The organism is Anaerocolumna sp. AGMB13020, from assembly GCF_033100115.1.
In the GTDB taxonomy this organism is placed as follows: Bacteria; Bacillota; Clostridia; order Lachnospirales; family Lachnospiraceae; genus Anaerocolumna.
Window position 1 is genome coordinate 1,229,469 of record NZ_CP136910.1, and the last position, 14,727, is coordinate 1,244,195.

A 14,727-nucleotide genomic window follows, 5' to 3' on the forward strand; every position below is an offset into this window, starting at 1 on the left:
TTTATTTCTACTGTAAATTTCTTGAATAAAAGACCAAAAAAATTGGCTTCTTTACAAAGAAGCCAATTAGCAATACTACTATTATTTTACGTTGATTTTAATCGTTTTAGATGTTAAACCAACTCGAACAGATATTGTCACATTTCCAGGCCATATACCGCCTTTAACAAGTATATAATCATCAGTTATTTTAACAACTTTAACAACTTCATATCCCAATCCATCAAAATACTCAACACCTCCCGTAACCTTAACCTTATATCCATTTGCATTTGTAACTTTATATGGTATCTTTAATTCTTTTCCCATTTTTAACGAATAACTGTCTTTCTTTACTTCAATCTTAGTTTCCTTTACATTTTTAAGTTCAGGGTAATCCATTTCTGTTTTATCAATAGATATGAATTTTATATTATACAAGGAACACAGCTCCGCCGTCGCAGATCCTTTATATCCATATACCTTTACCTTTTTTAGCATATTAGCTTTGCTGCCTTTAAAGAATATGTTATCATTCTGATATGAGAACACTTTACAAAAAGGATTCATAATAGTTAACTTCTCCAGATTCGAGCATAGACCAAATGCTCTGCTGCCTATGGAAGTAACACTTTTAGGAATATATACTGTTTTTAGATTTGAGCAATTTTGAAAAGCATATGCTCCGATAGTTTCAACCCCATCCGGTATCTTTATGGATGTAACCGTATTATCAATAAAAGCACTAACACCAATAGTTTTTATGTTCTTAGAAATAGGTAACGTCTTAAAGCTAGTATTTGTAAATGCGGAATCCCCTATTTTCTCAACACTATCCGGATATGTAATACTCGTCAAACTCTCACACCCACTAAATATTCCTTTTGCCAATTCTTTGATATTTCCTTTTATCTTTACGGTTTTTATACCACTACACAGAAAAAAAGCATATTCTCCTATTTCAGTGATACTCTCAGGAAGCTCAATGGAAGTCAGTTTATAACATGCCCTAAAGGCACCATCCCCAATTGTTTTCAAGTTTTTTGGAAAGCGTAAATCCTTTAATTGTTTACATTCGAAAAATGCTGAAGAAGAAATTTCTTCAAGACTATCGGGGAAAGCAATTTTTGTTAAAGACGAACCTATAAATGCTCCTCCTTCTATTATAGTCACTCCATCAGGTATTTCTATAGATACTATACCCGCAGCCTCAAACGCCCCATTTCCAATAATTTTAAGACTTTTTGGTAATTGTACTTCCTTTAAGTTCTTACATGAACTAAATATTCCATCCGAAAGTTTATCAATCTTACTTCCTTCCTGAAACACTACTTTTTTTACTTTACTGTGTGTAAATATGAATTTGTCCATTCCTTCTACAGTATTTGGTATTACTACACTATCTATATCAGTTGATCCCATACAAGCTTCAAACATAAAACTAACATTGTCCGGAATTACGATATCTTTTGCAGTTCCAACATAACCAACCAGTAGATAACCATCTTGAATCACAAACCCTTCTGCGTCTGTTACAGTATTTGCAGAATTGGCATTAACAACTTTATAAGAACACTGGAACATGAGAAAAAGAATCCATGTTACTCCTAATAAATATTTCAATATTTTTTTATACATGTTTATCCCCTTTATCCTATTATTTTTATCTTAAAAAAACATATCTAGATTTTCTTGTTTATAGGATGTATAAATATTCAATATTTTTACACTTATAACCTTTGCTGTAATTTTTCTATTTCCTCTAAGCAGGCCTCCCCTAAAAATCTTTATACTTTGGTTTTTAATTAATTCACACTATGAATAAATTAATACTGTTATTAATAAATAATACAATACGTTATGTGAAATATCAACACAATATTTCCAAACTGTTCCATTAAATTAAATACTTTTACTGCTAAATCCATTTATGATATTATCTCTATCTATAGCAAGTCATTTCTGAATTAATTTGCAGAAAGGAAACTATAAATAACTATATAACAAAAAACTCCGGAGCCGGAAGATATTACTCTAACAATAGCTACTATCCTGTATGTCATCTACTGTAGGTGTTATATCCCCTTCTCCGGAGTTTCTATTTTAAATGCTATCTAATGAGTATTGAAGATGTGAAAATAACTTCCAGGTATCTTCTTATTATTTCTATTTTTTAATGTGTATGCTGGATTGAAATATCTACCAGGGAGGATTTCGTATCATACGCTGCGATAAAGGTGGGGATCGTACCATCAAAGGTATAGGTCGTACCATCCACGGTTATATAGCCATTATCGTTTCCTGTACTGTACTTTAGATTCCATTCATCACCGATTGCTTTGATGTCCGCAGTCATTAAGATGACATAATCGTCATTATCGTTAAATTCCTTCCCTGCCTGATATTCGCTTGTAATCGTATACTCTGTCCCTGAAATCAGGAAGGCAGTGCCTACATCATACTCTTTTTCAGCCACATTTGCAGTCAGAAATGCCTTTGAGTACTGCTTTGTCTTTACCACACCCTCTTCAACATATGATGCCACATACCAGTTGTCCTCCGGCGCCAGGTGGATTCCCTTTTCCCGGTAGGCTACAAAAGTCGAAGAGGAGGGAACGCCGATGGAGAGATGCCATCTCTGTGCCTGATGATAGAACATTTCACTCACAAACTCATCATCTAAGTTGGTTTCTATCCCTCCGTTAATACCATTAGTGGTAATTCCAAGCCTTGATGCCTGTTCTTTTATCGCAGATACTTGGCTGCCGCCGACAAACGTTCTGGCTCTGACTCCCGGCTGCAGGCATTGCAGGGTACCCAGGTTATAGAAATTTCCAAAGGGAACCGTCAGATACTTATAGGTGGTAATCTCTCCTTCTGCGTCCCTTACCGGCTCAATAAAGTAATCTCTTACCGCATCCGTATTACTGGCTTCCTTTCCGCCTGCTGTGTAGTTACGCCTTGTAGCTTCCTCGGTCCAGTTCAGATACATGGTATATTTATAGAGCTTGTCCGCCAAGGTATCATAACCCTCCTTGTAGTTCCCGCTGTCATCCATGTATTCCGAATAAAGACCGAAATAGTTTATGGGCTGGGTATTGCCGTCATTGTTGATATATACATCCACTGGTGTCAGTTCACCGCTTGTTTTATTCAGTGCGTAGAAATAAGGAATAACCTGCAGGTATTGGTTGTAGTCTCCCATGGTTGTGACATCGAAAAGGACATTATAACCTAGCTTTAACTGTTCTGCCTGGAGGATCGACTTGGAGTTCTTATCCGCAGACAAGCTTAAGCCGTTGCTTTCTGCTTTGGTGGTCCATTCCTGTGCACCCCAGGTATTATAATACCCTTTTTCCTTACTGACCTGTTCCCCTCTTACGTCTACTGCCAGGGGATATCCGGCTGTGTTTCTGTGCCAGGACAGATAATGCTCTGAGATCGAGCTGTCCACTCTTGAGATTATCCCCTGCACCAGCCAGTCCTCATTGGTTTCCGCGATGGACTTCTTAAAGTAATTGCTGAACCTCATGTCATCGGAATCCTCCACGATCAGATTCCCGATACGCCCGATTACATCCAGATAAGCCATTTTAGCCGCCGTATGATTAGAGGTGAAATCACTGAATCTGTCTTTGTTGGTGGAATAGGTATTGCCATAATAGTATATGTCATACTCCTCTTCATAGCTGTCATTGCCGGTATAAGGCTCCTCCGTTGTGCTTTGCCCGTCGTAGTTAATACCCTCTACGGCAAACTGGGCCTCCACGCAGGCATGCTCGTTGTTTTCCAGCAAACAGTAGAAATTGTATTCCTTGCAGGGATCGCTTACATTTACCGTACCATCATTGTTCCATACAAAGATTTTCCCGTTCATTACCGCCATATTATTTCCTTCGATCAGGGTCGTACTGCCTCCGTTGCATTGCAGCAGACCATTTGCCCGATCGAACACATAGGTATTGCCGTCAATGGTAAGCTTAGTCCCACCGGTCAGAGCATATTTTCTGGTGGTGGAGGCATCTATGATTTCTAAAGGGATCCAGTTGCCTGCCGCATAGCTTTCCCAGACTCCCCTTCTTTCATACAGGACATCAAAGTCAAACTTCACATACTTTTCTCTTGTCCATTCCGTGGTATCCATTCCCTGTTTATAACCTTTTCCCCGGTATACAGAAGGCTGCAGTATCCCATAAGAATCATTCCCCATAAAGTCTCCTGCATTGGGGTAATAGATCTTGAAGAAGTTATCAAGGGTAATATAAGTAGCCTGTTGTACTTTGGTACCATTGGCATCGATCACTTCCAGCTTTGTATGCTTATGGTTGTCATCTTTCCCGCAGGGATCCCAGCATATATCACTGGCATAGTCATAATGTCCGCTAGAGTGATGGGGTTCTGTACAGGTCAAGATGGTCTGTTCGGTATAGCTTATTCCGGTGTTGTTCCTGGTCTTGCAATTCCAGATAGGGTTAACGATGGTCACTCCATCTGTGGTCACTTTATCGGGAATCAGATTCATGTTTGCCTTAATAAAGTTAAACAGCTCATTGTCTTCCGGTATTGTCTTAACGTCAAGGACGGTAACCCTGGCATAACCATTTCCTGCTCTGACTCCCTGCTGCAGTGTGACGTTGGTAAAGGCTGCATATTTCTGATTTGCCCGGTAAGTGGTGTCGCAACCGGTATAACCGGATACATAAGAGGACCCACCGGCTCCACCCTGGTAAGCTCCTCCACCGGAAGCACCGCCATAGTAGCCGCCGCCACCACCGCCGTAATCCGCAGCAGAATTCGTATTGGCACCGCCATAGCCAAAGCCGCCGTTAACACCTCCGGCTGCGGCAGTTCCACCGCCTGTCTGGGTACCGTATCCATAATTCGCTTCATACCCGCTGGTTACTGCTCCTCCTCCGTTAATACCTCCTCCGGCGCCTCCGGTTTCATCGTTATCATTTGCCAATGGCGTACTGTAAGTTCCCGGCTGTTTGGAATGATAAGCACCGGATGCTTCCCCGGTATCATCCGAACCGCCGCCTCCACCGGCCACTAATATCCTGCTTTTTAAGCTGTTAAAATCATTCCAGTTACCAGCAGTTATACGGAAGTCCGTGGCACCTCCGCCGGCACCCATTTTCGTAGTGGAGGCCCAGACAGCATTTCCACCACCGTTCCAGCCACCGGCTGCCGTACCGGTATCAGTATTTCCTTTTTCACCGACATAGATATAAAGGGTCGTGGTTTCTTTTAAAGTTACGGTTCCTGCGGTATATCCGCCTTTACCGCCACGGGAACCTCTGGAGGTTCCACTTGCTGTATTACCACCGCCGGCGGCACCAAAGGCTTCCAGCTGATAGGTTCCTGCCGGCAGTGTGATAGCCTGTACCCCGCCAGTGTAACCGTAGGTGTATGTCTGTCCTGCTTTTACCACTCCCGTGGGATTTTGTACGGTATTATTCGTAATGATAGTATCATAGGAGCTTACTGTTTCACCTGATAAAAGAGTTATTGTAGCATACCCATTGCCGCTTCTCGTGCCGGAAGTCATGCTTCCATTGGTAACCCCTCCAATATATCCGGAACCGCCCTGGCCTCCGTAAGAAGCGCCATCGGAACTGGCTGCACCGCCGTAATATCCTCCGCCACCTGCCCCAACATAATTCGAGCATGCATGAGAATAATCCTGTCCCTGCCCCAAGGAATATGACGCTGATGCATAATTACCGCCTGTGCCACTATACCAGCTGCCACTGTAATTACCGCCGCCTCCTCCTCCGGCCACTATTACTCTGTTATTCAGGGAAGAACCGCCAACACGTATATCTGTTGCACCACCACCATAGGTAGTTGCATTAATATCACCGTTGCCGGAAGAAGTACCGCCGCCATTATAACCGTATTGACCACCTACATAAATATAAACTTGCTGTCCGGAGGCTAAAGTATAATTTCCTTTTGAATACCCGCCAAGACCAGAATAGTAACCACTGGCCTGAGCACCCCAGGTCTCAAATGTATAGGTACCTGCTGTCGGTGCGGTAAAGATCTGATAACTTCCAGTATAACCAAAATTATAAGCAGTTCCTGAGGGGACTGTGGGTACTTGGGTTACCTTCTCCGTTTCTGTATCCAGAACCGCTGTCTTGCTGGTATTACTGTCAACATTGCTTACACCGCTGCTGGTTCCAATTGCCATCCACAACTCCACTTTATTTACAATTGTATTATTTCCGCCGGGTATACCGGTAGCCGTAACATAAGGCGCATAGGATCCGATTGCATACCACCAGTTATCATGATAGGTGGAGCCATCCAATAAAGAAGCTCCCGAAGTGGATTTGACCAATCCTCCCCAAAAGTTATCGTTCATCTGAATAGCTACTGCTTCATATCCTGCCGCCGATTGTGAACCGTCAGAATTGGTTTCCAGCTCATCCTGCGGTCTGTTCGTCTGCTTCCATATGTTGGTTTGTCCATTTTCTGGATAATATAACATAAATTCATATTTTGAGCCTGTTTTCAGATTCTGAATCTGATTTAAGCAGGAATACTTGAATGTACTATTGGTATTTAGAACCTCTGTATCATTGGCAAAATATTGACCCGTTGTGGAATCATGGTAGTATACGCGTCCCCACAGTTTTCCATTATAGGTTTTAGTCAGCATTCCTTCCGGTATATTGGTATCATTGATATTAAATTGTGTAACAACTTTTTGAAACAGATCTGTACCAAGCTCTTTTTTCAAAGCTGTCCAATTACCGGCTTTCGCTTCTGCCAAGGCAATCTGGTATCCTTCACTGCCTATGTTCAGGCAGGAAAATTCGTGGACATGCTTGGAGTAATTGGACACGATACCATAGGAACCGTCGTTGAATATACCTGTCCAATCGATTGAGGTAACTTTTGTTGAATCTTTCTTTATCGGTATACCGTTATACAAATCCTGATAGACCGGATTCGCCTGCTTATAGGTCGTATAACAGCTTGCCGTATGCTCCAGCGTGCCTCCGCATCTGGTAATTACTATATTATCTGTGTAGAAATTCGTTGCATATGAAGTATTGTATTCCCAGCATCCAATGTTAAGCCCGTCACCTCTCATAGATTCATCAATAGCAGCGGCCGCAATCTGCGCCTCTGTCAGTCCCGCTGTGATCTGTGTGATGACCTTTGTACCATCTATGGATAATTCACAGTCATACAAGGACCCAAGACTAAAGGTTGCTACTACTTTCACTTTACGCCCCAGGATATTTACTGAGGAAGTCCGCTTTTCTCCCGTACTTGTAATAAATGCAGGGGAGCCGGTATTTGCCGGAAGATACAAGCCCACACTACCCATTGAGAACAGCATGGTATTGGGTGCTGTTGCTGCCGGTATATAAATATCCGCGGATATCCTGACTCTCGATGTAGGTGTCAAATAAATCTTGCAGTCATTGTAGGAGAAATGAAGGCTGGTACCTGCTCCTGCCACTTTCAGAAACTGTCCCGTACCAAAGCCGGAATATGTTTCATCTCCGGATGTCAATGTGAATCCTTCAGGCAGCTTATATGTCGTATGGGCACCGTCTGTATTGACGATATTGTTGGTTATGTATTCATCTGTTGTCCCAGATGCGTCATCATCATATACATTTTCTGTTTCTATTTTATCTAAATTAAAGGAAAGGCTTGTGGTATCCAAGGTATACTTGCAATTCAACGCTCTGTATTCACACAGGGCAGGCGTACCCGGGCATTTCTCAAGGGCCTTAAGGGTTTCTATGGCGTCCTTTACAATCCCTTCTTCTGTACGCTGATCTTCAACCTCTGATTTGACTATCATTGCATCCTGGGCAGCTACCGCATTTAAAACAATGAAATCGTTCACTTTATAGTCTGAATTATCATCATAGGCTGAATATTTCGATTCATATAAAAGCCCTGGACCATAATCATATCCTGCCTCTATCAGTATATCGCTTTCTTCTTCCTCAAAGGCCTCCGATATTTCATCGCCATCGCCACCCGAGCCATCATCATCGTAATATTCACCTTCACCGGCATCTTTAATCTGTCCGGCATCCTCCGGTACTGTTACTATAAGATCCCCAACTACTTTATACTTCAAAACAGGGATATAGAATATATATGAGTCACCGGTTATATATTTTTCATTACTGTTTGTCGGATCCTGCTTTATCTTATCTACGAAAAGAAGCAAGTCTTTTTCTCGGTTCATACGTGCCTGTGCTTTCCCGGGAGAAGCTATATTAGTTGTGCCATAGGCAGGCCTTGTAAAGGTTTGGTTACTCGTTACACGAGCCAGTCCCAGTTCATCCTTGGGTGATGAGAAGACGGATAAATCGTTGTCGAATCTCGTAGATATTATGGCATTATTTCCTGTCCCCTTATATTTAGAGGAAGTCTGATTATATTTCCCATTATAGGAGCCTACATTTACAACTGTATCTGTAGCTTTTGCAAAGGTAGTGGCATTATTGGTCCACATCTTATTCCATTTCGCATCAACCTGCTCCTGTGAAGAAGCCTTTTCAACATCTCCCGAAGCTTGCAAGGAATTGAAATCTTCCTGGGCTTTCACGGCTTTGGTATTCTCTTCATAATAGACCGGACTCTGGTCTCCGCTGGAGGTCTGTAAGATAAGCATATCTGAAATTACAGTAGCTGTTACCAGCTGAGTACGCCTTGTGTAAAAACGCTTCCATTCCTCTGTCTTAAGATCCCTGGAATCCAGTTTATTTCCATAAGCGGTTTTGGGTGTGGTAACCGTTGCAGTATTATCTGATACAAAGTCTTCTGTGGTTATATTTACTGCCGGCGCTGTTCCAAAGCCTGCGGTCTTGCCGTTACTATATAATATACCGGAGGCATACCCCAGTTCATGTCCTGTCTTGGCCGGTGGAGCCGGGTTCACCTGGCTCTGTATCTTCGCTAGACCATCGCATTTATTCGTTCTCTTATATTCTCCGTTTGACATTTCTTCATAATACACCTTATCCCCTTGCGCTTCCTGCAGCGAATATCGGATTCTGCCGATCTGTGAGCCGTTTGTCAATTTCTTATCTTTATTATAAGCCGGATTATTATAGGCTGCTATGTTGTAAAAGATATTCGGGTCACCCTGCGTTATGCCGGCAATGATTTTATCTTCTCCGTCATATGTGATATCTGACATTTCAGTGACATAACCATTCTGAAGCTTGTAAACATTACTCTTTGTTATCTTAATAGTATCATAGGTTAGGTCCTGGGTCCAAACATCTTCAATAGCCGGCAGATCATGGTCACAGCAAGGACCGCATAAAGCATGTGCCGGTAAGCTTGAAAGCCCGGTCTTGGCAGTTGCTGCCACATCGGCAGAATTCCCATCGGAATTGTTTGAGGTAAGGGTACCATTTTGGAAGGTCACTTTGATCGTATAATTAATTGTACCGGAAGCACCTTGCGTAATATCCTTGGCCTCATTAAAGTCACCACAGTTATGTGAGTGTTCAACACCCGGAACCGCAGGCTTACCACCGTTCCCGTTCTTATCTGGTGGAACAGCTGCTACCGGTGCTGTATGCCAGCCTGTTGCTCCGTGACCATGACCACAATCAGAGTAACCACTTCCCGATCCTAAGGTACCGGGGCTCCATCCCCAGCCACTGCCTAATTTTCCTTTGTCATTGCTATTTAAAGAAGCTGCTGAAGCACTGGAGGAAGAATAAGTCCCGCCGCCATAGCTTCTTTGGGTCGTATTGGAGTATCCATTACTTCCCCCGGTTAAAGTAATTGTAATAACGGCATTTCCTACCTTATACTGTCTGACCTGACCGTCACTGTCTGCAATTTTCTGAACAGTATAGCTGCTGTTGGTGCCTTCCATATCCGTTGCCCACTTTGTGGCCTGCTTCAATGCATTATTGTAAGCATCGACCTTCCAGTCTGTAGAGGGGTCTGCTTTCGTTCTAAGCTTTCCTACGTCATAATCCTTTCCCTTACAGGGTGAACCGGCTTTCCCGGCATCAAAGCTTCCGATATCCGATGGTTCCTGGGTCCCATTGTCTATACTGCCTGACCATTGTGCCCATAAGGTGGTTTCTCCGGTATGACCGCTAACAGTAATGTTGCCGGAATTGTTGCCTTCAGGTGTTGCAATCTGAGAGGATTCAGCTGTTACAGACTTGCTGATTGTTTTACCTGTCGAATCTCCTACAAAGGTCAGATTTTCGGAATACTTGCCTGTGCCTCCTATTAACTTGTCATTTTCCTTATATTCGCATTCTGTTCCGTTGTAATGAGTGATGTACTCTCTGGTAGCTGTGGTATCATGCTCATAGTCCACCTGCAGGTCAGCCATGAACTCATTGCCGCCGGAGGAAAAATACAAGGTTCTGGTGGAAGGAACACCAGCCATTGCCTCAAAGGTTTCGTTATAAATAGTTCCTTCCTTTATCTCCGCATAAGCCAGAGAAGGCACCCTTGAGGACCAGGAATCTGATGGATAATCTACTTCAATATCTATAGTAGGGGTAGGTGTGATAGAACCTGATGGTGTGGGGGTTATTGTAGGCGTAGTCCAAAAATATGTATGCGTAACCTTATTACTTTCTCTTACATCAGGTATTTTGGTAAGTACACTGCTTATTGATAAACTCTCCTTGCTCTCAACTTCTTTTCCAGAGGTGTAATACCACTTTTTATCCTTTGCCTGATACTTGATATATACTCTGGCGGCATAGTTAACAGGTACTTCTCCTTTCTTCTTATCCAATTCCATGGATGCAATGGAAGGATCCACCCATGTATCAATAGGCTCATTCCCCTCCAATAATTTTAACATAGCATCTGCTGTATAAGCCTTCCAGCTATCCGAGGTACACCAGGTTTTTGAACCAGTATGAATTTGCGTCAATTTACCTACAGCTTTAAAATCTGAACCTCCATTATCTCTGTACAGTACAACTTTTACTTTAAAATTCTTGATACCATTCCTCTTAATAAAATCCTTCCATTCATTTGTGTCACCTGCTTTTTTCCCTTTGCTGTCTATTGCGTTCAAAGAGACTTGAGTACTAACAACATCATTTGTTGTTACCGTATTCTCATATTTCTTACTAGGATCTGTTAACTCATAATATTTTATTAAATTTATACTTTTTGTTGATGCACTATATAATGGCCCATTTTTTCCTTTAATTTTATTAAAATCCGTTGAATCTGTTCTTAAGATAGCCTTATAATTAACGGAACTGAAAATAGGTGGTTCTAAAGCCCAGTTTGTTCCATACCAAGGCGAGGCATCCTTAATCTGGAATTTAAGAAGTTTTATTAATTCTGCATCATTATAAGAATCTCCCCAAACCAGTTTACTGTCTTTTATCTTTCTTACTTCCTCTGATAGAATACGGCTTATGATAGCTGTGGAATAAATACCAGTACTCTTATAAGTTTTTGAACCTGATAATTCAACCGCCTTTTTTAATCTGGTATTATATACCTTACTATTAGTATATTTTGCGACTTTCTCAACGCCATCTTTCGTAGATAGATTGTTATCCTTTTTCACATTATAGGCAGTTTGAGTGAGGTCATTACTGGAAACAAAAACAGTTGCCGGCTCTACATCTCCACCTTTTGTACTTAGGCTTTCCATTCTTGCAACCATACCATGGGTAATGGAAAGAGTTGCTGCTCCTTTGTTATCCGTCATATAACTCTTTATACCATTCTGCCAATACGTTCTGTTATTGGAAATAGCATTTAATGTCATTAATAGGTCTAAATATCTCAAGTCTAATTCTTCTATTGCTGTTATGCTATATTTTTTTAAATTATCATTATTATCGAGACCATTTGTATTATAAGTTACCATGCCCTCTAGTTCCCAGCTTGAAGTTAAAAACTCTGTTGGTAAAGAATTATAATTCATAAACTCTTCCATATTCTTTTTAATATCTACGGTATAAGTCCACCCGTCTTTATCTGACCCTTTTGTATTTGTATCAGTTATAAAAGACCATACTTTTAAAGAGTCACTTACTTTTGAACTGGAAGGTTTCGTTAATAAATTATTAAATTCAGGATCTTTGGAAAGTGACAGAAAATTGCGATTATTTTTGATAAAAAGTCCTAGTACCTTTTGATAAAATACTCCGTCCTTGGCAGGATTCACATTTGTTCTATGACTGGAATCAAAATACACAATTCTACCGGTAGTTTCCGGATCATTTTTGCCTCCATTTAGCTTTAATGAGCCATTTATGCTGGTTCTCCTTGCTAAATACACCTGTTCCTTTGTATTAAAGTTCTGCCGATACAAGTATTCTGACAAAGTATTCGAACATATCCATAACGAATCAGTTCCAGTGTAAGGTATAACTTTTTTTATGGTTTTTAATGTATCACTATAACCGTCATCACTTGCTGTTGAAATTTTTGTCGGATAAAATTTCACTATAAAGACAGGATGTGTTACAGGCCAAATAGACGCGTTACCGCTTTTTGTACCTGCAACAACTGCTGAACCCTTTTTACCTAACACATAACTGTCTGATTCCGACTGGACTTGAGAAAGGTTTGCGAGAAAGAAAACTGCTATACAACAAACCGCGAGGATAACGGAAGTTAATACTTTATATCTTCTATATCGATCTGTTTTATTTATTTTTTTATTTTCTTTCCGTAGGTTATATAACATATTGGGTCTCACTTTCTATATTTGTTATTTATGTTTGTTATTTATGTTTTTGTTTCTGTATATAATATGACAAATTTTTTTAATTTATTAGCTTTTTTTTGTAATTCTCCCAAAAAAATTGGCTTCTATGTAAGAAGCCAATACAAACTGTAGACAATTCATCTCTAGGATGCAAATCTTAGAGCCATTTTTTTATTTATCACTATTCCAAATTCTAATAACATTTCGCTTAAAGGCTTTAAAAGTCCTGTTCTCTGTTTCATCTTTTCTAGCTTTTTTAAGATTCATGCATGCAAAAGTCAGCCTCACTTTCATCTCCATTCATGTTTTCCAGATATTTACGTATATCAGAATCCATGATTCTCCTTTGCCGTTCTTAATAATCTTTCGATTGTTTTCTTCCTCCTGGCATTAAATCCTTTCATTTTAAGTGTTTAAAAGCTATTATCACACTGTTTTTCATATAAGGTTCCCATATATGCCTAGTGGCTAGTTTTACATGATCTCTACTCTCTGTACATTGGGATAAATAAAGGCAGTTTTCACAGATTCCTCCACAGCTTTATAATCCCGATACCCATCTCGGTTTGTTGTGCTATGAAGAAGTACCTGGTTATTTGGATAAACTTATCAAACATAATATCATAAGTATTCTCATACTTTTTGAAAAGTCCTTCTATCGTCATCGGCCTTTTATACGGGAATAATGGATTTATCCCGTCATCAATCAGCAGCTATCTATTGTATAGTAAGAAAAGAGCCTTAAAATCTTGTAAATATTGACTTTTTGGCTCCTTGTGGTGAAAAGTTCAGGGTAAGCCCTGAACTTTTCCTACAGTCTGAAATTGGCTTCTATGAAAGAAGCCAATTAAACTCTTGCCTGTAAACCTATTTTACTGTAATCTTAACTGCTTTACTTGTAAATCCAGCCCTTATCTCTATTGTAACTGTACCTGTCCACTTTCCACCTTTTATGATTATATAGTCATCAGTTATTTTAACGACCTTAGCAACTTCATAACCCAAGCCATCAAAATATTCTACGCCTCCAGTAACCTTGACTGTAGCACCATTTCTATTTGTAACCTTATAAGGAATCTTAATTTCCTTCCGCACTGCTACAGTGTAGCTATCTTTACCCGTTACAATTTTAGCTTCCTTTTTATTTTTTAGTTCAGGATAGTCCATTGCCGTTTTATCAATAGCCACAAACTTAATGCTAAGTACCTTACTCAAATCTTGACATACCTGCTGTTGTACCAAGCAGCATTGCTAAGGAAATGGTAACAGCCGAAGGCACTCCCGCTTTGTCACATACAATTACGGTTGTACCTGCTGCTTCTGGCACGACTTCTGCTGCAAACAGTTTTGCAAAAGCTACTCCACCCTTACTGGCCAGGGCACCTTGTCCTAAGGTCACAAAGCTTACTGTCGCAGATACCAGTTTAATAGCTCCTTCTGTGTTCGTTAAATAATCTCCTGTAATCAGGGTTTTTCCGGTTGCCGCTTCGTATATGGGTATCACGATGGTCAGATCACTCAACTGCCCCAATAATTCCTTCCAAAAAGGTGCACCTTTTTTATGAGCGAATTCTCTTAAGATAAGCTCATCCAGATACTTCTGTAGGCTTTTTTCATCTGAATCTATTTTACCACTATTGACCAGATCTTCATAGTCTTACACCGCTTCATTAAAACCTTTATACAGCGGCTCCTCCAGGTAACTATCAATGTCATATAACACATCCTTAATATAAGTTAACAAAGAACATCTATGTTCTGCAAACTCATCGATTTTTTGCCCTTGTGAAAGAAATCCCGCACCTATGGATTTGGAGTCCAGTCCTCCTTCAATGTCGTTGCATAGTTCATCAAGATCTGCAAATTAAAAAGTAGATTAACCCCGTATCCCGATGTCATATTAGCTCTCTCCAGCCAGGTGTATTTATGTATTACTTGATTAATAAGCAGCGAAGTACACTAAATAAGAAAAGGGGGAGATTATATTGGATTTACAATGGTCACAAACCCACACTTTTATCCGAATTGCTTCTAAT

The 14,727-nt window shown here is 40.6% G+C and carries 4 protein-coding genes and 1 pseudogene; all 5 read right to left on the reverse strand.

The features are described from left to right. Nucleotides 1-81 precede the first annotated feature (81 nt). The 5 genes and pseudogenes from R2R35_RS04990 to R2R35_RS05005 all read right to left on the reverse strand — a co-directional run bounded on the left by R2R35_RS04990 (nucleotide 82) and on the right by R2R35_RS05005 (nucleotide 14,222). The gene (locus tag R2R35_RS04990; RefSeq protein WP_317733401.1) at nucleotides 82-1,617 is read right to left on the reverse strand and encodes a leucine-rich repeat domain-containing protein; all 1,536 of its coding nucleotides are present in this window, start codon (nucleotides 1,615-1,617) and stop codon (nucleotides 82-84) included. Nucleotides 1,618-2,152: 535 nt separating this feature from the next. After that, on the reverse strand, nucleotides 2,153-12,514 hold the full coding sequence (locus R2R35_RS04995) for a glycine rich domain-containing protein (RefSeq protein ID WP_317733402.1): 10,362 nt from the start codon (nucleotides 12,512-12,514) through the stop codon (nucleotides 2,153-2,155). A gap of 480 nt (nucleotides 12,515-12,994) precedes the next feature. Continuing rightward, nucleotides 12,995-13,404 (reverse strand): annotated as a pseudogene (locus R2R35_RS24625) (transposase); the annotation flags it as partial. Nucleotides 13,405-13,558: 154 nt separating this feature from the next. Beyond that, nucleotides 13,559-13,906 (reverse strand): hypothetical protein, encoded by a 348-nt coding sequence (locus tag R2R35_RS05000; RefSeq protein ID WP_317733403.1) that lies wholly within the window; start codon nucleotides 13,904-13,906, stop codon nucleotides 13,559-13,561. Further along, the gene (locus R2R35_RS05005; protein ID WP_317733404.1) at nucleotides 13,899-14,222 is read right to left on the reverse strand and encodes a pre-toxin TG domain-containing protein; all 324 of its coding nucleotides are present in this window, start codon (nucleotides 14,220-14,222) and stop codon (nucleotides 13,899-13,901) included. Before R2R35_RS05005 ends, R2R35_RS05000 begins: the two co-directional genes overlap by 8 nt. Nucleotides 14,223-14,727: the final 505 nt, after the last annotated feature.

Excerpts from the sequence above, each read along its gene's own strand:
- R2R35_RS04990 (WP_317733401.1), bottom strand. The coding sequence starts at position 1,617 with ATGTATAAAAAAATATTGAAATATTTATTAGGAGTAACATGGATTCTT.